Genomic DNA, 20,312 nt, shown 5'->3' on the forward strand with positions numbered 1-20,312 from the left:
CAGGCCTCGCTGCCTTTATTGAGTAGTCACAAATGGTTTTGAGGACACGGCGCCGCACTGCGGTTTGCGCCGCGGAAATGTCGCAATTCGGCAACATTGTGATATGATTGCATCAGTTCGCAATTCCCGCGGGCGATCGCACTCAGCTCAATTGCCGGTATGACCAGCGCAGAGACCACCGCTTCAACATTACACGCGTCACCGGCCGGGCCCAATCCAGAGGCAGGGGCGGAGGCGCGCGGCTTCCCCTTGCGGCGCTGGCTGGCGCCGTTCGCCATCGCCCTCGCGCTGCTGTCGGGCTTCCTCACCTTCGTGGTGTTGACCAACCTGACCCCGATCGAGCCGACGCCCGAGGTGGTGCGCTCGTTCCTGATGATCAACGCCGGCACCATCCTGCTGCTGGTCGGGATCATCGTCCGGGAAGTCTGGCAGATGGTGCAGGCGAGGCGGCGCGGCCGGGCGGCGGCGCGGCTGCATGTGCAGATCGTCGGCCTGTTCTCGGTGATCGCGGTGTTGCCCGCCGTGCTGGTCTCGATCGTGGCCAACGTCACCATCGAGCGCGGCCTCGACCGGCTGTTCTCGGGTCCCACCAAGGAGGTGATCCAGAATTCGCTGACCATTGCCAGCGCCTACATGCAGGAGCATGCCCAGCTGATCCGCGGCGACATCCTGGGGATGGCCAACGACATCTCCCGTGCCCGGCTGACCCCGCTCTACGACCAGGACCGCCTCTCGTTCCGCGAGTTCCTGACCGCGGCCGCGGCCGCGCGCAACCTGCCGGTCGTGGTGCTGATGGACAAGGACGGCCACATCCTGGAGAGCGCCGAGACCGGGATCAACCTGAGCTACGCGCTGCCGCCGCCGGATTTCCTCAGCAAGGTCAACGATACCGATCCCGAGATCTCGGTATTCCCGGAGAGCTATGTCGCCTCCGTGGTTCGCCTCAAGACCTTCGACGACACCTTCCTCTACGTGGCGCGGCTGCTTGATCCGGCCGTGGTTGCCCAGCTCAAGCAGACCCAGACCAGCGCCGCCGAATATGCCCAGCTCGAGACCCGCCGGCTCGGCATCCAGGTCGCGTTCGCGCTGATGTTCGCGGTGATCGCGCTGACCATCCTGATGGCCTCGGTGCTGATCGGGCTGAACTTCGCCAACGGCCTGGTGTCGCCGATCCGCCAGCTGATGGGTGCGGCAAGCGAGGTCTCGACCGGCAATCTCAACGTCCAGGTGCCCGTCAACAAATCGGCGAGCGACCTCGCGCTGCTCGGCGAAACCTTCAACAAGATGACGCAGGAGCTGCGCACCCAGCGCAACGAGCTGGTCGATGCCTCCGAGACCATCGACAGCCGCCGCCGCTTCATCGAAGCGGTGCTGTCGTCGGCGAGCGCCGGCATCATCGGGGTCGACGGCTCGGGCAGCGTCGGCATCCTCAATCGCTCGGCGGAGAAGCTGATCGGGCATGCCGAGTCGGAGACGCTCGGTCATCCGCTCTCGGACGTGCTGCCCGAACTCGACGAGATGATGAAGACCGCGCGCGAGGGCACGCAGCGGCTGGTGCAGGGCCAGGTGACGATCCTGCGCGACGGCAACGAGCGCAATCTGTCGGTTCGGGTGTCCGCCGAGCAGACCAGCCAGTCGCGCGACAGCTACATCATCACGCTCGACGACATCACCGAACTGGTCTCGGCGCAGCGCACCTCGGCCTGGGGCGACGTCGCGCGCCGCATCGCCCACGAGATCAAGAACCCGCTGACCCCGATCCAGCTTTCGGCCGAGCGCATCCGCCGCAAATTCGGCAAGACCATCACCGAAGCGAAGGACAAGTCGATTTTCGAGCAGTGCACCGACACCATCGTGCGCCAGGTCGACGACATCAGGCGCATGGTCGACGAGTTCTCGCGCTTTGCGCGGATGCCGAAGCCCGTGATGGAAGGCGAGGACGTCGCCGACGTGGTGCGCCAGGCCGTGTTCCTGATGAAGGTCGCGCATCCCGATCTCGACATCGAGGCCGACATCAAGCAGTCACCGCTGCCGGCGCAGTTCGACCGCCGGCTGATCTCGCAGGCACTGACCAACATCATCAAGAACGCCACCGAGGCGATCGAGCAGGTCCCGCCCGAGGAGCTCGGCAAGGGCCGCATCGACGTCGTGGCGCAGCGCGAGAATGACGACATCCTGATCGACGTCGTCGACAATGGCATCGGCCTGCCCAAGGTCGCGCGTGCGCGGCTGCTGGAGCCCTATGTCACGACGCGGGCGAAGGGGACCGGCCTCGGACTTGCGATCGTCGGCCGCGTCCTCGAGGACCATGGCGGCCGCATCGAGCTCAAGGACGCCTCCGATTTCCGCGAGGGCCAGCGCGGTGCCTGGATGCGGCTGCGCTTTTCCGTCACCGGCCAGGCGGCCAAGCCTGAGACGAAGCCCGAGGGCAAGGAGCAAAAGCCGGACGAGACCGAACCCGACAGCGAAAAAAATCCGCCGCAAGAGCCGACCAACGGCCCGGCACAGGCGACCAACAATGAACCAAAAATTCAAGAACCAATCCAAGACCCCGCTAATCCAGAACCCAATAATCAAGAGCCAAATGCGCAACAGCCAGAAATCCATGTGCCAAAATTCAAAGCCGCGACGGGCGACTGACAACGCAGGTGTAACCCATGGCCAGTGACATTCTGATTGTCGACGACGAAGCTGACATTCGCGACCTCGTCGCGGGCATCCTGGACGATGAGGGGTTTTCCACGCGCACCGCGCGCGACAGCGATTCGGCGCTCGCCGAGATCGCCAACCGCCGCCCGAACCTGGTGTTCCTCGACATCTGGCTGCAGGGCTCCAAGCTCGACGGCCTGCAGCTGCTCGAGCAGATAAAGAAGGACAATGCCGATCTGCCGGTCGTGATGATCTCCGGCCACGGCAACATCGAGACCGCCGTCGCCGCGATCAAGCGCGGCGCCTATGACTTCATCGAGAAGCCTTTCAAGTCGGACCGGCTGATCCTGGTCGCGACCCGCGCGCTGGAGACCTCGCGGCTGAAGCGCGAGGTGAAGGAGCTGAAGCAGCTGGCTCCCGCAGCCAGCGTGCTGACCGGCCGCTCGGCCTGCATGAACCAGCTACGCCAGACCATCGACCGTGCCGCCAAGGCCAACAGCCGCATCCTGATCGTCGGGCCGTCCGGCGCCGGCAAGGAGCTCGCCGCGCGGACGCTGCATCACGCCTCCGGACGCGCCGAGGGACCGTTCGTGGTGATCAACGCCGCTGCGATTACGCCGGAGCGCATGGAGATCGAGCTGTTCGGCATCGAAGGAGCCAATGGCGAGCAGCAACGCAAGGCCGGCGCGCTCGAGGAAGCGCATGGCGGCACGCTGTTCATCGACGAGATCGCGGACATGCCGCGCGAGACCCAGAACAAGATCCTGCGCGTGCTGGTCGATCAGACCTTCCAGCGCCAGGGCGGCACCAGCAAGGTGCATGTCGACGTCCGCATCATCTCCTCGACGGCGCGCAATCTGGAGGAAGAGATTGCGGCGGGCCGCTTCCGCGAGGACCTCTATCATCGCCTCTCCGTGGTGCCGATCCGGGTGCCGCCGCTGTCGGAGCGCCGCGAGGACATCCCCGAGCTGATCGACTATTTCATGGACCAGATTTCGGCGGCGACCGGCCTGCCGAAGCGGCAGATCGGGCAGGACGCGATGGCCGTGCTGCAGTCGCATGTCTGGCCCGGCAACGTCCGCCAGCTCCGCAACAACGTCGAGCGTGTGATGATCCTGGCGGGCGGCGGCCCGGAGGCGATCATCACCGCCGACATGCTGCCGCAGGACGTCGGCTCGATGGTGCCGGCGATGCCGACCTCCAACAACGGCGAGCACATCATGGGCCTGCCGCTGCGCGAGGCGCGCGAGGTGTTCGAGCGCGATTATCTGATCGCCCAGATCAGCCGCTTCTCCGGCAATATCTCGCGGACCGCGGAGTTCGTCGGCATGGAGCGCTCGGCGCTGCATCGCAAGCTGAAGGCGCTCGGGGTCGGCTGACCCGGAACGCTCCCGGGTCGGCGGCCTGGAGCGACGCCCCGGCGATCCGCCGGGGATACCGGAGCCTGTTCGGGCTCGGGCCGGGTGGCCGGTAAGGCGAGAGCGGAGCCGGTACAACCGGGGATTTATCCACTCTCCGCGAGAATATTCGTCTCTTTCCCTGCCATTTCTTAGAATTGCCACCGTGTTCCTACCGACTGCACTGCGAACCGGCTTGCCTAAAAACCGCGCGTGGCCTCTAATCCTACCGCTACGCCTGCCAGAGGGGGATCTCAGGGCAGGCGGGCAGCCGGAGGAGGCCCCGTCAGAGGGCCGCAACCGGTTCAATAAAAAGAAGCACAAGCTTGCGGGACAAAAACAATGGCGGCAGACCGCGCACAAAATCTACAAGACACCTTCCTGAATCACGTTCGTAAAACCAAGACGCCACTGACGATATTTCTGGTCAACGGAGTAAAGCTGCAGGGCATTGTCACATGGTTCGACAATTTCTGCTTGCTGCTGCGGCGCGACGGTCACTCGCAGCTGGTCTACAAGCACGCGATCTCGACCATCATGCCCGGCGCCCCGATTCAGCTGTTCGAAGGTGGTGAGGACGCACCGGCTTGAGAGTGAACTGATTGGAACCCTTCGATCGTGAAGGGGGCGCCGACCGGACCAAATCCAGGGCCGGGCCGACGGGGAACGGCAGCAGCGGGCGGGTGATCGTCATCGGCCCGTACCTGCGCATGCGCCGCGGCGACGGCGATGCGCAAACGGAGTCCTCTGTCCGCGACTATGAAGCCCGGATCGAGGAGGCCGCCGGCCTTGCTGCGGCGATCGAGCTCACCGTGGTCGACTCCATCGTGGCGCCGATCAGCCAGATCCGGCCTGCGACCTATCTCGGCAAGGGCAAGGTCGAGGAAATCCACGGCCTCGTCGCCAGCAACGAGGTCGAGCTCGTGGTGATGGATTGCGCGCTGTCGCCGATCCAGCAGCGCAACCTGGAGAAGGCCTGGAGCGCCAAGGTGCTCGACCGGACCGGCCTGATCCTCGAGATCTTCGGCCGTCGCGCCAAGACCAAGGAAGGCGCGCTGCAGGTCGAGCTCGCCCATCTCAATTACCAGCGCAGCCGCCTGGTGCGGTCGTGGACCCATCTCGAGCGCCAGCGCGGCGGCTTCGGCTTCATGGGCGGCCCCGGCGAGACCCAGATCGAGGCGGACCGTCGCCTGATCAGCGAGCGCATCACCAAGCTCGAAGGCGAGTTGAAGAAGGTGCAGGCGACGCGGCGGCTGCATCGTGCCGGCCGCCAGCGCGTGCCATACCGCGTGGTGGCACTGGTCGGCTACACCAATGCCGGCAAGTCGACGCTGTTCAACCGCCTGACCCGATCCGACGTGCAGGCCGCCGACATGCTGTTTGCGACGCTGGACCCGACGCTGCGCGCACTCAACCTGCCGCATGGCGGCAAGGCAATGCTGTCGGACACGGTCGGCTTCATCTCCAATCTGCCGACCCAGCTGGTGGCCGCGTTTCGCGCCACGCTGGAGGAGGTGCTGGAAGCCGACATCATCCTGCATGTCCGCGACATCTCGCATGAAGATGCGGAAGCTCAGGAGCGCGACGTCGAGGGCGTATTGCGCCAGCTCGGCATCGATCCCGACGCCGATGGCGGCCAGCGGGTCATCGAGGTCTGGAACAAGATCGATCGCTTCGATCCGGAGGAGCGGGACAACCTGCGCAACATCGCGGCACGCCGTCCGCCGGAGCGGCCCTGCTTCCTGGTTTCGGCCGCAACAGGCGAGGGGATCGACGCGCTGTTGACGGCGATCGAGGATCGCCTCGCGGCCAAGCGTACGACCCTGCAGCTGTCGATCGACGCCTCCGACGGCGCCGGCATCAGCTGGCTGCATCGCAATGCCGAGGTCCTGGACAAGGAGCTCAATGGCGAGCGTTTCGACATGACGGTGCGCGTCGACGAGACCAAGCGCGACATCGTCGTGCGCCGGTTCGCCGCGGTGCCCCACGAGGTCTGAACGAAGCACGCGGGCCGGTCGCAATCCCCCGAAATGTGACGGCGCGGTGACGCAGCCTCACTCCGGCCCGCCTGCGACGTGCCGCCGCACTTTCTGTTTGAAATCTGCGCCGCCTTGGTTCATTGCGCTGCTTGACGCAAAGCCGAGGCCGATCGATGCAGGACACGGAAACCATCACCCACGACACGCTCGCCGGCCAGCACGGTGATCTCGCCCATGCCCGGGCGCCCGAGATCGTCGATGCGCTCAATGCCAGGGAGCCGGAGGAGGCCGCGCAGCTGCTGCGGTCGCTGCCGTCGGAGAAGGCGATCGAGGTGCTCGACCTGCCCGGGCTCGACAACACCTGCGAGATCCTGGCCGAGCTGCCGACCGACACTGCGGTGTCGCTGCTGTCGGGCGTCTCCGACGACCGCGCCGCGGACATCTTCAAGGAGCTGGTCGAGCCGCTGCGCACCACGCTGCTGAACGGCCTCAATCCGGAAACCCGCAACGTCATCTCGGGGCTGCTCGCCTATCCCGAGCGCAGCGCCGGCAGCATCATGACGACCGAGTTCGTCAGCGTGCCCTCGACCTGGACGATCGCCGAGGTGCTGCATCACATCCGGATGGTCGAGCGCACCCGCGAGACCGTCTATTCGATCTTCGTCATCGACCCGGTCAAGAAGACCCTGATCCAGGCCGTGCCGCTGCGCCGCCTGATCTCGGCCGATCCGCATGCCAATGTGCTGACCGCAGCGCCTGCGCGCAAGCCGCTGATGATCGCGCCGGAAGCCGACCGCATGGAGGCGGCGCGGCTGATCTCGCGTTACGATCTGCTCGCGGTTGCGGTCGTCGACGGCCCCGGCCACATCCTCGGCATCGTCACGGTCGACGACGTCATCGACGCCATCGTCGAGGAATCGACCGAGGACGCCCAGAAGTTCGGCGGCATGGAAGCGATCGACGAGCCTTACTTGCGGATCGGTTTCGGCGAGATGATCAAGAAACGCGCCGGCTGGCTGTGCGCGCTGTTCCTGTCGGAAATGCTGACCGCGACCGCGATGCAGTCGTACCAGAGCGAGCTCGAGAAAGCGATCGTGCTGACGCTGTTCATCCCGCTGATCATGAGCTCCGGCGGCAATTCCGGCTCGCAGGCGACCTCGCTCCTGATCCGCTCGCTGGCGCTGCACGAGGTGCGGCTCGGCGACTGGTGGCGGGTCGCGGTGCGCGAACTGCCGACCGGCATCGTACTCGGCGCCATCCTCGGCCTGATCGGCATCATCAGGATCACGCTCTGGCAGACGCTCGGCCTGTTCGACTACGGCCCGCATTGGGTGCTGGTTGCCGCGACCGTCGGGGCCGCGCTGGTCGGCATCGTCACCTTCGGTTCGCTGTGCGGCTCGATGCTGCCCTTCATCCTCAAGCGCATCGGCTTCGACCCCGCCAGCGCCTCCGCGCCGTTCGTCGCGACGCTGGTCGACGTCACCGGGCTCGTTATCTATTTCGGTGTTGCCGCGGTGATCCTGCACGGGACGCTGTTGTAGGCGAGGAGGACGCGGCTGCTCCACATATTCGATATCGTCCCTGCGAAACCGGCGACCCATAACCACAGGCCATCGTGTATATACGCGGTCGTAGTTTCACGCGACAACGTCGTCCGTCGATGACTCGCGCGGGACTGTCGCCGGCAGCCTATCGATAGATCACGCGGTATGGGTCCCTGCTTTCGCAGGGACGACAGTGCTAGTTGCGGTCTTCGCCTCATTCCACAACGCGTCCATCTCCTCGAGCGTCGCGTCTTCGAGCGAGCGGCCCTTCGCCGCCAGCGCCTTCTCGATATAGGCGAACCGCCGCTCGAACTTGGCGTTGGTCGCGCGCAGCGCGGTTTCGGGATCGGCGTCGACGTGGCGGGCGAGGTTGACCAGCGCGAACATCAGGTCGCCGGTCTCTTCCGCGATCTCGGCCTTGTCGTTGCGCTCCAGCGCGGCCTCGATCTCGTCGGCTTCCTCGCGGATCTTGGCAAGCACCGCGCGCGGATCGTTCCAGTCGAAGCCGACGGTGGAGGCCTTGCGCTGCAATTCCATCGCCCGCGTCAGGGCAGGGAGGCCCGCCTTGACGCTGGCGAGCAAGGATGTGTGTGCGGTGTCCCCCGGCGGCCGCCGCGCCGCGCGCTCGGCCTTCTCCTCGGCCTTGATGCGCTCCCAGGCGCTCTTGACGCCGGCGGGCTGGATATTGCCGTCCTTGTCGGCAAACACATGCGGATGTCGGCGGATCATCTTCTTCGTGATCGCCTCGACCACGTCGCCGAACGCAAACGCGTTCTGCTCTTCGGCCATCCTTGCGTGATAGACCACCTGCAGCAGCAGGTCGCCGAGCTCCTCGCGCAGATCGTCGAGATCGCCGCGCGTGATCGCATCCGCAACTTCATACGCCTCCTCGATCGTGTAGGGCGCAATCGTCTGGAAATCCTGCTCGAGGTCCCACGGGCAGCCGGTCACCGGCGTGCGCAGCGCAGCCATGATCTCGATCAGGCGGGAAATGTCGCGGGAAGGGGTCATGGGCCACCGGGCTGTGAGGGTAGACGCCTTATGCCAAATCGACCCTGTCGATCCCAGCAAAACGCGCCGGAATCACGGCGCTGTCCACCGATTGGCCGTCAGGCCAAGGAATGCTAAAGCCCGTTCCATGACCGATCAGAACACTTCCGACACGGCGCTGGTGCTGTTTTCCGGCGGCCAGGATTCCACCACCTGTCTGGCCTGGGCGTTGTCGCGCTTTGCGCGCGTCGAGATGCTCGGTTTCTCCTACGGCCAGCGCCATGCCGTGGAGCTCGATTGCCGCGACCGGCTGCTGGCCGGGATCAAGTACGTGCGGCCCGACTGGGCGGCGAAGCTCGGCGACAGCCATACCCTCGCGATCCCGACGCTGTCCGAGATCTCGGACACCGCGCTGACCCGCGACGTCGCCATCGAAATGGGCGCGGATGGGTTGCCCAACACCTTCGTGCCGGGCCGCAACCTGGTGTTCCTCACCTTCGCTGCGGCGCTCGCCTACCGGCGCGGCATCCGCCACATCATCGGCGGCATGTGCGAGACCGACTACTCCGGCTATCCGGATTGCCGCGACGAGACCATCAAGGCGTTGCAGTCGGCGCTCAACCTCGGCATGGCCAAGGACTTCGAACTGCACACGCCGTTGATGTGGCTCGACAAGGCCGCGACCTGGCGGCTCGCACACGAACTCGGCGGGGCAGGGCTGGTCGACCTGATCCGCGAGCACTCCCACACCTGCTATCTCGGCGAACGCGGCGCACAGCACGATTGGGGTTACGGCTGCGGCGAATGCCCGGCGTGCAGCCTGCGGGCCAAGGGCTGGCGGGAGTACGTCGCGCAGGGCAATCGCTGAGTTGCCCCGGCAGCAGTCCCACTTATCCGTCATTCCCGGTGCGCAATTGTGCACCTGAGGGCTCGCGCCGAGAGGCGCGCCCCGGAATGACGGAAGAGAGAGGAAAACGCCGCTACTCGAAATCCGCGGCCGTCAGGACGATCGGTTGGCCGTGCGGGGTGCGGTCGGCGGCGTGGTCCCAGGCATCGCGATAGCGATGCAGCGTCTCTTGCGTCGTGACGCCTTTGGCGGCGACGAGATGCTCGAGGGTTGCCAGCCAATGCTGGTAATAGGTCTCGCCGGTGTCGGGATCGCCGGCGGCCTGCGCGCGCTTGATCTGGTCGGCGAGAGCAGCCGCCCATTCGGGCCAGGTGAATACGCCGCGATCATGCAGCGTCAGCGCCATCGCGAAGGCCTGCGCTTCCCAGGGCGCGCGGAACACCGGGCCGTCCTGATCGCGGGGGATGCTGGAGACGGCGCTGGTCGCGCGCGCGGCGGCGCCGGCATCCATCACACCGCCTCCAGATACGGCTCGAACGCGTCGATCGAGACCTTGATGGTCGGATCGGAGTCCGGTCCCCACAGCTCACGTCCATCGAACACGACGGTGTAGAGCCACTGCGGATGCTCGCCGGCGTCATTGGCCGCCGTATCGGGAAATACGTGGCAGCCATGATCGCGCTCGACGATGCCGACATGACCGCGCACATAGCGCGGCAGCCGCGTGTGCGTGGCAGGGTGGATGTTCTTCGCCCGCACCCGATCGCCGGCCTTGAACTTCGCCGGGGCCGGCGCCGCGCGGCCGAACTTGCCGCGCACCATGATGCGCTCGACGTCGGCCATCGAGAACGTGCCGTGCTTGAGCGTTTTCGCCGGCGCAACGGAATGTCCGGATGCTACGTCGTCCCTGGAGATGTAGCCCTTGTCGAGCAGCAGGGCTTCCAGCCCAAGGAACCATTTCTTGTAATAGGAGCTCGACAGATAGACCTGCGGGGGCAGGGTCTCGCGATAGAAGCGGGAGGTGTCGATGTTGAAGGCGCCGACCGCGCCCATCGCGCGGACCATCGCGAGCACGCGCGATTCCCATTCCTCATGGAACATCGGCTCGTTCGGTTCGGGCTCGACCTTGCCAAACCCGTCCATGCCGCCCATGTCGTGGACGCCGTTCACGACGGGGCTCCCGGCGTTTTCGGGAATCCGGTGCCGATCATCGAGTCGCGCGTCACGAGTTCGGCGAGCTGCTCTTCGCTCCAGCCCTCGGTGCCTGCGGGCCGCATCGGCAGCACCAGGAAGCGCGTCTCCGCGGTCGAATCCCACACGCGAATTTCGGTATCTTTGGGCAGGCTGACGCCGAAATCGGCGAGCACGCCGCGCGGATCCTTGACCGCGCGCGAGCGGTAGGGCGAGGCCTTGTACCAGACCGGCGGCAGGCCGAGCATTTCCCAGGGGTAACAGGAGCAGAGTGTGCAGACGACCATGTTGTGGCGGCCAGGCGTATTCTCGATCGCGACCAGATGGTCGCCGACCCGGCTGACATGGCCGAGCGTGCCGACCGCCTTGGAGGCGTCCTCGAGCAGCGCCTTCTTGAAGGCGGGATCGCTCCAGGCCTTGGCGACGACCCGGGCGCCGTTATGCGGGCCGATCTTGGTCTCATAGGCCTGCACGATGGCGTCGAGCGCGGCAGACTCGACATAGCCCTTTTCGGTCAGGATCGATTCCAGCGCACGGACGCGCAGTTCGGTCTCCGACAATTCGGAATGGTCGTGATCGTGGTGGTGATGATCATGTTCGCTCATGCCCACAGAATAGGCGAAACCGCCGTGCTATGTCGAGGCAAGCCGTACACAACAATGCGAGCTGGGAGGTATGCGTGGTTGACGATGTGACGATCGAGAAGGGCCTCGGGCCGGAGGGGCGCATCGCCGTGGTGCGGTTCGACCGCGGCGACGCAGACGGGTGTCACGGTCGACAAGCGCGGCTCTAGCGTTTGGTGATGCCGCCGCGACCGGCGAGGTCGGCCTCCCAGCCGAACACCGAGCGTCCGTCGAGGCCAGGCGAACGCGCGCGCTCATTGGCCACGAAGGCATCGAAGGACGGACCGGTCGCCGTGCGTTCCAGCCTGCGGGCCTGATCATCCAGCCGCTTCAACGCTTGCAACTCCTCGTCACGGCCGAGCTTCGCCTGCTGCACCGCCGATTTCAGCACGCCGATGGTCTCGTCATAGACCTTGATCGGCACCGGAAACGGATGACGGTCCTTGCCGCCATGTGCGAGCGAGAACCGCGCCGGATCGCGGAAACGATATGGTGTCCCGTGGACCACCTCGGCGACCATCGCGAGCGACTCCACGGTGCGGGCGCCGACGCCAGGCGTCAGCAGCAGTTCGGGGAAGTCCAGCGGTCCGCACTCCGCGGCGGCGGCGAGGGTGCCGTGCAGGCGACGGATGAAGACGTCGCTGGAGCGCACATCGTGATGCGCGGGCATGATCAGGTGCAACAGATCGCCCTGCGCCTCTACCTTCTCGGTCAGCTCTGCATATTCCCGCGCGATGCCGTCGGGACCGAGCCCGGCGAGCAAATCGAGCTGGGCCTCGCGCGAGGCCTCGGCGCGGTGGTCGGTCAGATTGACGATCTCACCCTGCGATGGGCCGTCGATCGCGCTGTGCGGCTCGTCGACAAAGCAGCGCAGGCCCTCGGAATGCCAATGATAGCGCCGCGCCTGACGCTTGCTGTCGCTCATGCCTTGCTGGACCACGGTCCATTTGCCATCCGCCGTGACGAAGAAGCCATGCAGATAGAGCTCGAACCCGTCCTGGACCGCGGCACTGTCGACCTTGGCGACCAGACGGCTGGCGCGGGTGAGGGCAACGCCATCGAAGCCGGTCCGCTCGCCCAGCGACGTCAGCTCGTCCGGCGTGCGCCGCGAATGCTTGCCGCGGCCGCCGCAGACATAGATGCCGAGCTCGTCCTGCATCGGCGCCAGCCCGCGCTTGAGCGCGCCGATGACGCTCGTGGTGATTCCAGACGAATGCCAGTCCATGCCCATGACGGCGCCGAACGACTGGAACCAGAACGGATGCGAGAGCCGCTGCAGAAACGCGTCACGGCCGTAATGATGGACTACGGCCTGGGTGATGATCGCGCCCAGAGTCGCCATGCGCTGCGCCAGCCACGGCGGCACGCGTCCACCATGGAGGGGCAGATCAGCGCTGCCGGTACGTCGGGCCATCGATCTGCAAACCTCGCGTCATGCCTTCGATCGAGCCTCGACACGACATCCGTGAGTCAAGGCCGACGATCCTCGACGACTCCTGGCAATCCGTCGAGGACCGCGAGGGGATTGTGATCGCCAAACGCCCCGCTGTCGACCCTGCGGAGACCCGGCCGGATCATCCGGGTGTCTCCTCAGGCCGCCTCAGCGTTGATGCGCTCTGGGTCGCGGAGACCAGGCCCGGATCGAGCGCCGGCGCGTCCGCGCATTGGAACAGGGGCGAATGCAAAACGTTTGAAAGATGCCGTCATCGCCTCAAGCAAGGGCATCCATGCCGATCACGGTCCGACCGACCCAGCCGGATATTGCCATTGCGGGCTTTATTTCGCGCAACACGAACCCGCCAACGGAACGCGCCGCCTCGATGCTGACATGGGCGGCGGACGAGCACGTCGTCTGCGCCCTGGCACTTGGATGGTGGCTATGGTGTCGGAGCAAGCCGGAGCCGCAGCGTCTGGCGAGCGATCATCTTCTGGTCACGGCGTTAGCCGCATCGCTGGTTCCGCACTTGCTCAAATCGGTATTCAATCAGAAGCGGCCGGACCGGCTCACCCTTCGTGGTCATCTGCACGGCGTCCCAATCTCTGGCAAAACTGAGGATTCGTTTCCGTCCGGCCATGCAATTCAGGTCGGCGCCATCAGTTCGGCAACGAGCCAGCTTCCCCGGGGCGAGCGCGGAATGGTCCGAGCGCTCGGCGCTTGCCTGATATCAACCCGCGTTCTGTTGCTCGCGCACTGGACGAGTGACGTCGTCGTGGGATCGGCGATCGGGGTGGTGCTCGAGCGGCTGATCCGGCGCGTCACAGGGTACGGGCGGCTCGATCAGGTCTGAGGCGATGCGTCGTTAGCTCAGGTCTGGGTCACAACATCCATCAGGCCAAGCCATAGGGAAGCAATGGAATAGCCGCCGGCAGTCGTGGCCACGTCCACATCCGAAATTCGCATAAGGTATATTATGGAATATTTATATCTATAATTGGATCAGATGTTTAGTGGGAAATCTTCGCACGAGACCGCAGCTTGGCTGCCGTCCCGGCTTGACCCGGTCATTGGTTCGGCTCGCCCAGACAGCGCAGCGGTCGACGCCGGCGCGTCTCGTCAGAAAGCCGATATTGCCGCGGCGTACGGACGCTGCAATAAGCCCCAGCTGTGCAGAGATCGCTGGTGACCCCACAGCATCAGGTCCGTATAGGATGGCATCTCAGAACAACAACAAGCCTCTCGAGGGAGCAAACCCAATGAGCTTTTCACGACGCACGCTGCTGAAGGTCTCCGCCGCTTCCGCCGTCCTGGGCGGAATTGGCGCGCCGTATGTCGCGCGCGCCCAGTCGGCCGAGTTCTCCTACAAGTTCGCCAACAACCTGCCGGAGTCGCATCCGTTCGTGGCGCGCGCCCGGGAGATGGCGGCGGCGATCAAGACCGAGACCAATGGCCGGTTTGACCTCCAGGTGTTCCCGAACAGCCAGCTCGGTTCCGACACCGACATGTTGAGCCAGGTGCGCTCCGGCGGCGTCGAGTTCTTCACGCTGTCCGGGCTGATCCTGGCGACCCTGGTGCCGGCCGCCTCGATCAACGGCATCGGTTTCGCATTCCCTGACTATCCCACGGTCTGGAAGGCCATGGACGGCGAGCTCGGCGCCTATGTGCGTGGCGAGATCAACAAGGCCGGCCTCGAGGTCATGGAGAAGATCTGGGACAACGGCTTCCGCCAGACCACGTCGTCGACCAAGCCGATCACGGGTCCTGACGATCTCAAGGGCTTCAAGATCCGCGTGCCGGTGTCGCCGTTGTGGACCTCGATGTTCAAGGCGTTCGATGCCTCGCCCGCCTCGATCAATTTCAGCGAGGTCTATTCGGCGCTGCAGACCAAGATCGTCGAAGGCCAGGAGAACCCGCTGGCGCTGATCTCGGCCGCGAAGCTGTACGAGGTGCAGAAGTACTGCTCGATGACCAACCATATGTGGGACGGCTTCTGGTTCCTGATGAACCGTAGAGCATGGGCGGCACTGCCGGACGATATCAAGACCATCGTCGCCAAGAACGTCAACGCCGCCGCCGTCAAGGAGCGCGAGGACACCGAGAAGCTCAACGCCACCGTGAAGCAGGAGCTCACGGGCAAGGGCCTCGTGTTCAACCAGCCCCAGGTCGGGCCGTTCCGAGACAAGCTGCGCGCCGCCGGCTTCTACGCCGAGTGGAAGGGCAAGTACGGCGAGAAGGCCTGGGATCTGCTCGAGAAGTCCGTCGGCAAGCTGTCCTGATCGATCAAGCGGGAGGCTGGCCAGCGGGAGATTTGCTATGGCTCATGTCGAGATGACGCCGGCCGTGGCCGGCGAGGCGGCGTCGCAGCCCCCTCGCCGCCGCTCCGTACTCGGTTCCATCGAGGCGGCGCTTGGATGGCTGGTGGAAATCCCGGCGGCGATCCTGGTCGTCGCTGAGGTCGTGATCCTGTTCGCCGGCGTGGTGTCGCGCTACGTGCTGCATGCGCCGCTGATCTGGTCCGACGAACTGGCCTCGATCCTGTTCCTGTGGCTCGCGATGCTGGGCTCGGCGGTCGCGTTCCGCCGCGGCGAGCACATGCGAATGACCGCGCTGGTCGCGAGCGCCGGACCGCGGCTGTGGGCCTATCTCGACGTGGTCGCGACCTGCGCCGCGCTGGCGTTCCTGATCCTGATCGTGCGGCCGGCCTATGAATACGCCTACGAGGAAAGCTTCATCACCACGCCGGCGCTGCAGATCTCCAACACCTGGCGCGCGGCGGCGCTGCCGGTCGGCACCTGCCTGATGGGGCTGTTCGCGCTGCTGCGGCTGGCGCGGGTCGGTAGTTTCAAAACCTTCCTGCTGGCGGCGCTGACCGTGGTCGTCCTGATCGGCCTGTTCTGGCTGGCGCAGCCGATGCTGCGGCCGCTCGGCAATCTCAATTTGATCATCTTCTTCGTCGGTGTGGTCGGCTTCTGCGTGTTCGCCGGCGTGCCGATCGGCTTTGCCTTCGGCATGGCGATCTTCGGCTATCTGGCGCTGACGACACGGACGCCGCTGATGGTGCTGGTCGGCCGGATGGACGAGGGCATGAGCCACCTGATCCTGCTGTCGGTGCCGCTATTCGTCTTCCTCGGCCTCTTGATCGAGATGACCGGCATGGCGCGCGCGATGGTCGCGTTCCTGGCGAGCCTGCTCGGACATGTCCGCGGCGGCCTGCATTACGTGCTGGTCGGCGCCATGTATCTGGTCTCCGGCATCTCCGGATCGAAGGCCGCCGACATGGCCGCCGTCGCGCCGGTGCTGTTCCCCGAAATGAAGCAGCGCGGCGCCAAGCCGGGCGATCTGGTCGCCCTGCTCGCCGCAACCGGCGCGCAGACCGAAACCATTCCGCCGAGCCTCGTGCTGATCACGATCGGCTCGGTGACCGGCGTCTCGATCTCGGCGCTGTTCACCGGCGGCCTGCTGCCGGGCGTGGTGCTGGCGATCACCCTGTCGGGGCTGGTGTGGTGGCGCTACCGCGGCGAGGATCTCAGCCACGTGCAGCGCGCCTCCGGCGGCGAGATCGGCAAGGCATTGGTGTTCGCCCTGCCCGCATTGGCCCTGCCCTTCGTGATCCGCTACGCCGTGGTCGAAGGCATCGCCACCGCGACCGAAGTCTCGACCATCGGCATCGTCTACGCCTTCGTCATCGGCCTGTTGATCTACCGCAAGTTCAACTGGCGGCGGCTCGTGCCGATGCTGATCGACACCGCGTGCCTGTCGGGCGCGATCCTGTTCATCATCGGCACCGCGACCGGCATGGCCTGGGGCCTGACCCAGTCCGGCTTCTCGCGGGCGCTGGCGGCGGCGATGACCGGGCTGCCCGGCGGGTCAGCGACCTTCATCGCGGTCTCGATACTGGCCTTCGTGATCCTCGGCAGCGTGCTCGAGGGCATTCCGGCGATCGTGCTGTTCGGGCCGCTGCTGTTTCCGATTGCGCACCAGGTCGGCGTCCACGAGGTGCACTACGCCATGATCATCATCCTGGCGATGGGCATCGGATTGTTCGCGCCGCCGTTCGGGGTCGGCTATTATGCCGCCTGTGCCATCGGGCGCGTCGATCCGGCCGAGGGTATCCGGCCGATCTGGGGCTACATGCTGGCGCTGTTGATCGGCCTGATCATCGTTGCCATCTTCCCCTGGATATCGATCGGTTTCCTGTAAAGCACCTTGCGGATGGATAGAGCCATGAGTGCAGCTCAAAACCAGTACTCGATCGGGTTGGACAAGACGCCGGCCAATTACGTGCCGCTGACGCCGCTGAGCTTCCTGGCGCGCTCGGCCGCTGTTTATCCCGACCATCTCAGCGCAGTCTATGAAGGCCGCAGCATCACCTGGAAAGCGACCTACGAACGCTGCAAACGGTTCGCGTCCTATCTCGCGGGCCACGGCATCGGCCATGGCGACACCGTCGCTGCGATGCTGCCGAACATCCCGGCGATGAACGAGCTGCACTTTGCGGTGCCGATGACCGGCGCGGTGCTGAATGCACTCAACATCCGGCTCGACGCGGCGTCGATCGCGTTCCAGCTCGATCACGGCGGCGCCAAGATCATCCTCGTCGATCCCGAATTCTCCGGCGTGATCGCTGAGGCCTTGACGCTGATGAAGGGCGCAAAGCCGTTCGTGATCGACGTCGACGACGCGGCGTTCGCCGGCGGCATGCGGATCGGCGAAATCGAATATGAGGCGGCGGTTGCGGCGGGCGATCCGGCCTTCGTGGAGCGGCCGCCGGCCGACGAATGGAACGCGATTGCGCTGAGCTATACGTCGGGCACGACGGGCAATCCAAAGGGCGTGGTGACCCATCACCGCGGCGCCTATCTCAACGCCGTCAGCAACATCCTGGCCGGCAATCTCGGCCAGCACCCGGTCTATCTCTGGACGCTGCCGATGTTTCACTGCAACGGCTGGTGCTTCCCCTGGACCATTGCGGCGACCGCCGGCGTCAATGTCTGCCTGCGCAAGGTCGATCCGGCCAAGATCTTCGAATTGATCCCGAAGCACGGCGTCACCCATATGTGCGGCGCGCCGATCGTCTACAACACGCTGATCAATGCGCCCGATGCGCCAAAGAGCGGCAAGGCAAAGCCCGTCGTCGGCCTGATCGCGGGTGCGGCGCCGCCGGTTGCGGTGCTCGAAGGGGCTGAAAGCATCGGCATCAAGCTGACCCATGTCTATGGACTGACCGAAGTCTACGGCCCCGCCTCCGTCTGTGCCGAGCAGCCCGGCTGGGACGAGCTATCGGCGGATGCGCGCGCGCAGCTGAAGCGACGTCAGGGCGTGTCCTATCCATTGCAGGAAGGCGTCACGGTGCTCGATCCCGAGACCATGCGCGAGGTGGCGCGCGACGGCGAGACCATCGGCGAGGTCATGTTCCGCGGCAACATCGTGATGAAGGGCTATCTGAAGAACGAGAAGGCGACGCAGGAGGCCTTCGCCGGCGGCTGGTTTCACACCGGCGATCTCGGCGTGCTCGACGAGCACGGCTACGTCATCATCAAGGACCGCTCCAAGGACATCATCATCTCCGGCGGCGAGAATGTCTCGTCCGTCGAGGTCGAGGACATCCTCTACAAGCACCCGGCCGTGCTGTTCGCGGCTGTCGTCGCCAAGCCCGATCCGAAATGGGGTGAAGTGCCCTGCGCCTTCATCGAGCTGAAGGACGGCGCCAAGGCGACCGAGGCCGAGATCATCGCCTATTGCCGCGAGCACATGTCGGGCTTCAAGACGCCGAAGTCGGTGGTGTTCGGCGTGATCCCGAAGACATCCACCGGCAAGATCCAGAAATTCCTGCTGCGCAATCAGGTCGGATCAGCCAAGGCGATCTCGGCCTAACAGCGCCACATACATACCCGCTGTCGTCCCGGGCTTGACCCGGGACCCATAACCACGAATGCCGATTGTATTGCAAAGCTGGAGCGACAGCTTACTTCAACAACGATGCCCTGTGGTTATGGGTCCCTGCTTTCGCAGGGACGACAGCGAGTATGTGGCGCCTCGCTCTGGATCAACTGGATTTTCAGCCGGCCCGATCGAGCGTCAGCCGCATGCCGTCATAGGCCGGGATCACACCGGCCGGCAGGCTCTGCCGCAGCACCTCGTAGTCGAGGTCGGAATGCATGTTGGTGATGACGGCGCGCTTCGGCTTGAAGCGCTCGATCCACGACAGCGCGTCCGCAACGCTGAAATGGCTGGGATGCTGCGCGTAACGCAGGCCGTCGACGATCCAGAGCTCAAGACCTTGCAGCGCCGGCCAGCTCTCCTCGGGAATGTCGTGCAGATCGGGCGTGTAGGCGGCGTCACCGATCCGGTAGCCGAGCGCCGGGATCCGGCCATGCTGCACCAGGATGGCTTCAAGCTTCAGCGGACCGCCCTTCCCCTGCACCGTATGGCTCTCGCCGGCCTCGATCGAATGCCGGGTCAGGATCGGCGGATAGTCGCTGCCTTCAGGCGAGATGAAGCAATAGGAGAACCGGGCCATGATGTCCTTGGCGGTCGACTGGTTGAAGTAGACCGGGATGCGGCGGCGCTGGTGCAGCACGACCGAGCGCAGATCGTCGATGCCATGGGTCTGGTCGGCATGTTCATGGGTCAGGAACACCGCGTCGATATGCTCGACATTGGCGTCGATCAGCTGCTCGCGCAGGTCGGGTGCGGTGTCGATCACGACCCGCGTCGTGCCGTGCTCCATGGTGCGCTCGGCCATGATCGAGCAGCGGCGACGGCGATTTTTGGGATTGTTGGGATCGCAGGCGCCCCAGCCGAGCGCCGGGCGCGGCACGCCGGCGGATGAGCCGCAGCCCAGGATGGTCAGTGTCAGCGTCATGCAGCAACCTTCGGCGCCGGCACCTTGGAGAACAGCCGGAAGAAGTTTTCGCTTGTCTGCCGCGAGATCTCCTCCAGGGAGACGCCGCGGGTTTCGGCGAGCACCTGGGCGACCTCGACGACGTAGGACGGCTCGTTACGCTTGCCGCGGAATTTGCCGGGCGCAAGATACGGCGCGTCGGTCTCGACCATGATGCGGTCGGCCGGCAGCTCGGCGGCCAGCGCGCGCAGCGTGTCCGACTTCTTGAAGGTCAGGATGCCCGTGAACGAGATCGAAAGCCCGAGCGCGATCGCCTTCATCGCGAGCTCGCGTCCGCCGGTGTAGCAGTGCAGGATGGCCTTGAACGGGCCCTTCGCGACTTCCTCCTCCAGGATGCGGCCGCAATCCTCGTCGGCCTCCCTTGTGTGAATGACGAGCGGCAGGCCGGTTTCACGCGCAGCCGCGATGTGCGCACGAAAACCGCGTTCCTGCGCCTCGCGCGAGCCGTGCTCGTAGAAATAATCGAGTCCCGCCTCGCCGAGCGCCACGACCTTCGGATGCCTGGTGAGTTCGATCAGTTCGCTGGCCGGGATGCCGTCCTCTTCATCGGCATGATGCGGATGGGTGCCGACCGAGCAGTAGACGTCTGGAAAGCGCTCCGTGATCGCGAGCAAGCCGCCGAGCCGCTTCACGCGGGTCGAAATCGTAACCATGCGGCCGACGCCGGCCGCTTCGGCGCGGCCGACGATCCCGTCGAGATCGTCGGCGAAATCAGGAAAATCCAGATGGCAGTGACTGTCGACCAGCATG

At 65.3% G+C, this 20,312-nt stretch carries 17 protein-coding genes; 10 read left to right on the plus strand and 7 right to left on the minus strand.

Annotation, left to right across the window (positions count from 1 at the left end; all coding sequences use genetic code 11):
* Positions 1–159: 159 nt before the first annotated feature.
* The 5 genes from ACVINW_RS30795 (at position 160) to mgtE (ending at position 7,566) form a co-directional block, all read left to right on the plus strand.
* A complete protein-coding gene (locus tag ACVINW_RS30795) occupies positions 160–2,640 on the plus strand; it encodes an ATP-binding protein (protein ID WP_456754739.1) in 2,481 nt (826 codons plus the stop codon).
* A 17-nt stretch (positions 2,641–2,657) separates the two neighbouring features.
* Positions 2,658–4,028 carry a nitrogen assimilation response regulator NtrX gene (ntrX, locus tag ACVINW_RS30800; RefSeq protein WP_456754740.1) on the plus strand — a complete coding sequence of 457 codons (1,371 nt, stop codon included), beginning with the start codon at positions 2,658–2,660 and terminating at the stop codon, positions 4,026–4,028.
* Between the two features lie 360 nt (positions 4,029–4,388).
* Positions 4,389–4,637 (plus strand): RNA chaperone Hfq, encoded by a 249-nt coding sequence (hfq, locus tag ACVINW_RS30805; protein ID WP_006020546.1) that lies wholly within the window; start codon positions 4,389–4,391, stop codon positions 4,635–4,637.
* Positions 4,638–4,648: 11 nt separating this feature from the next.
* On the plus strand, positions 4,649–6,043 hold the full coding sequence (gene hflX, locus ACVINW_RS30810) for a GTPase HflX (RefSeq protein WP_456754741.1): 1,395 nt from the start codon (positions 4,649–4,651) through the stop codon (positions 6,041–6,043).
* 155 nt (positions 6,044–6,198) lie between these two features.
* Positions 6,199–7,566, plus strand: coding sequence for a magnesium transporter (gene mgtE / locus ACVINW_RS30815; RefSeq protein WP_456754742.1), 1,368 nt, complete (start codon positions 6,199–6,201; stop codon positions 7,564–7,566).
* A gap of 159 nt (positions 7,567–7,725) precedes the next feature.
* Here mgtE and mazG read toward each other — a convergent pair whose 3' ends face one another.
* Complete coding sequence (mazG, locus tag ACVINW_RS30820) at positions 7,726–8,580, minus strand: nucleoside triphosphate pyrophosphohydrolase (protein ID WP_456754743.1); 855 nt, start codon at positions 8,578–8,580, stop codon at positions 7,726–7,728.
* A gap of 127 nt (positions 8,581–8,707) precedes the next feature.
* Between mazG and queC the strand changes: the two genes are divergently transcribed.
* A complete protein-coding gene (queC, locus tag ACVINW_RS30825) occupies positions 8,708–9,427 on the plus strand; it encodes a 7-cyano-7-deazaguanine synthase QueC (RefSeq protein WP_456754744.1) in 720 nt (239 codons plus the stop codon).
* A gap of 112 nt (positions 9,428–9,539) precedes the next feature.
* On the opposite strand, the gene ACVINW_RS30830 is transcribed toward queC, so the two are convergent.
* The 4 genes from ACVINW_RS30830 to ACVINW_RS30845 all read right to left on the minus strand — a co-directional run bounded on the left by ACVINW_RS30830 (position 9,540) and on the right by ACVINW_RS30845 (position 12,634).
* Complete coding sequence (locus ACVINW_RS30830; RefSeq protein ID WP_456754745.1) at positions 9,540–9,917, minus strand: nitrile hydratase accessory protein; 378 nt, start codon at positions 9,915–9,917, stop codon at positions 9,540–9,542.
* Positions 9,917–10,576 carry a nitrile hydratase subunit beta gene (gene nthB / locus ACVINW_RS30835; protein ID WP_456754746.1) on the minus strand — a complete coding sequence of 220 codons (660 nt, stop codon included), beginning with the start codon at positions 10,574–10,576 and terminating at the stop codon, positions 9,917–9,919. Before nthB ends, ACVINW_RS30830 begins: the two co-directional genes overlap by 1 nt.
* Positions 10,573–11,202 (minus strand): nitrile hydratase subunit alpha, encoded by a 630-nt coding sequence (gene nthA, locus ACVINW_RS30840; RefSeq protein ID WP_456754747.1) that lies wholly within the window; start codon positions 11,200–11,202, stop codon positions 10,573–10,575. The genes nthB and nthA overlap by 4 nt, the downstream gene beginning before the upstream one ends.
* A 184-nt stretch (positions 11,203–11,386) precedes the next feature.
* On the minus strand, positions 11,387–12,634 hold the full coding sequence (locus tag ACVINW_RS30845) for a DUF763 domain-containing protein (protein WP_456754748.1): 1,248 nt from the start codon (positions 12,632–12,634) through the stop codon (positions 11,387–11,389).
* Between the two features lie 313 nt (positions 12,635–12,947).
* On the opposite strand from ACVINW_RS30845, the gene ACVINW_RS30850 reads away from it, so the two are divergent.
* The 4 genes from ACVINW_RS30850 to ACVINW_RS30865 all read left to right on the plus strand — a co-directional run bounded on the left by ACVINW_RS30850 (position 12,948) and on the right by ACVINW_RS30865 (position 18,532).
* Entirely contained in the window at positions 12,948–13,508 is a 561-nt protein-coding gene (locus tag ACVINW_RS30850; protein WP_456754749.1) for a phosphatase PAP2 family protein, read from the plus strand.
* A gap of 406 nt (positions 13,509–13,914) precedes the next feature.
* Positions 13,915–14,934, plus strand: coding sequence for a TRAP transporter substrate-binding protein (locus ACVINW_RS30855; protein ID WP_456754750.1), 1,020 nt, complete (start codon positions 13,915–13,917; stop codon positions 14,932–14,934).
* Positions 14,935–14,971: 37 nt separating this feature from the next.
* A complete protein-coding gene (locus tag ACVINW_RS30860; protein ID WP_456754751.1) occupies positions 14,972–16,858 on the plus strand; it encodes a TRAP transporter large permease in 1,887 nt (628 codons plus the stop codon).
* Between the two features lie 24 nt (positions 16,859–16,882).
* The gene (locus tag ACVINW_RS30865) at positions 16,883–18,532 is read left to right on the plus strand and encodes an acyl-CoA synthetase (RefSeq protein ID WP_456754752.1); all 1,650 of its coding nucleotides are present in this window, start codon (positions 16,883–16,885) and stop codon (positions 18,530–18,532) included.
* Between the two features lie 184 nt (positions 18,533–18,716).
* Here ACVINW_RS30865 and ACVINW_RS30870 read toward each other — a convergent pair whose 3' ends face one another.
* Complete coding sequence (locus ACVINW_RS30870; protein ID WP_456754753.1) at positions 18,717–19,523, minus strand: MBL fold metallo-hydrolase; 807 nt, start codon at positions 19,521–19,523, stop codon at positions 18,717–18,719.
* The gene (locus ACVINW_RS30875) at positions 19,520–20,311 is read right to left on the minus strand and encodes a TatD family hydrolase (RefSeq protein WP_456756539.1); all 792 of its coding nucleotides are present in this window, start codon (positions 20,309–20,311) and stop codon (positions 19,520–19,522) included. The genes ACVINW_RS30870 and ACVINW_RS30875 overlap by 4 nt, the downstream gene beginning before the upstream one ends.
* Position 20,312 lies beyond the last annotated feature (1 nt).

The sequence above is a fragment of the Bradyrhizobium sp. USDA 4461 genome, from assembly GCF_054055655.1.

Excerpts from the sequence above, each read along its gene's own strand:
- ACVINW_RS30795 (WP_456754739.1), top strand. The coding sequence starts at position 160 with ATGACCAGCGCAGAGACCACCGCTTCAACATTACACGCGTCACCGGCC.
- ntrX (WP_456754740.1), top strand. The coding sequence starts at position 2,658 with ATGGCCAGTGACATTCTGATTGTCGACGACGAAGCTGACATTCGCGAC.
- hfq (WP_006020546.1), top strand. The coding sequence starts at position 4,389 with ATGGCGGCAGACCGCGCACAAAATCTACAAGACACCTTCCTGAATCAC.
- mgtE (WP_456754742.1), top strand. The coding sequence starts at position 6,199 with ATGCAGGACACGGAAACCATCACCCACGACACGCTCGCCGGCCAGCAC.
- mazG (WP_456754743.1), bottom strand. The coding sequence starts at position 8,580 with ATGACCCCTTCCCGCGACATTTCCCGCCTGATCGAGATCATGGCTGCG.
- queC (WP_456754744.1), top strand. The coding sequence starts at position 8,708 with ATGACCGATCAGAACACTTCCGACACGGCGCTGGTGCTGTTTTCCGGC.
- ACVINW_RS30830 (WP_456754745.1), bottom strand. The coding sequence starts at position 9,917 with ATGGATGCCGGCGCCGCCGCGCGCGCGACCAGCGCCGTCTCCAGCATC.
- nthA (WP_456754747.1), bottom strand. The coding sequence starts at position 11,202 with ATGAGCGAACATGATCATCACCACCACGATCACGACCATTCCGAATTG.
- ACVINW_RS30845 (WP_456754748.1), bottom strand. The coding sequence starts at position 12,634 with ATGGCCCGACGTACCGGCAGCGCTGATCTGCCCCTCCATGGTGGACGC.
- ACVINW_RS30850 (WP_456754749.1), top strand. The coding sequence starts at position 12,948 with ATGCCGATCACGGTCCGACCGACCCAGCCGGATATTGCCATTGCGGGC.
- ACVINW_RS30855 (WP_456754750.1), top strand. The coding sequence starts at position 13,915 with ATGAGCTTTTCACGACGCACGCTGCTGAAGGTCTCCGCCGCTTCCGCC.
- ACVINW_RS30860 (WP_456754751.1), top strand. The coding sequence starts at position 14,972 with ATGGCTCATGTCGAGATGACGCCGGCCGTGGCCGGCGAGGCGGCGTCG.
- ACVINW_RS30865 (WP_456754752.1), top strand. The coding sequence starts at position 16,883 with ATGAGTGCAGCTCAAAACCAGTACTCGATCGGGTTGGACAAGACGCCG.
- ACVINW_RS30870 (WP_456754753.1), bottom strand. The coding sequence starts at position 19,523 with ATGACGCTGACACTGACCATCCTGGGCTGCGGCTCATCCGCCGGCGTG.
- ACVINW_RS30875 (WP_456756539.1), bottom strand. The coding sequence starts at position 20,311 with ATGCTGGTCGACAGTCACTGCCATCTGGATTTTCCTGATTTCGCCGAC.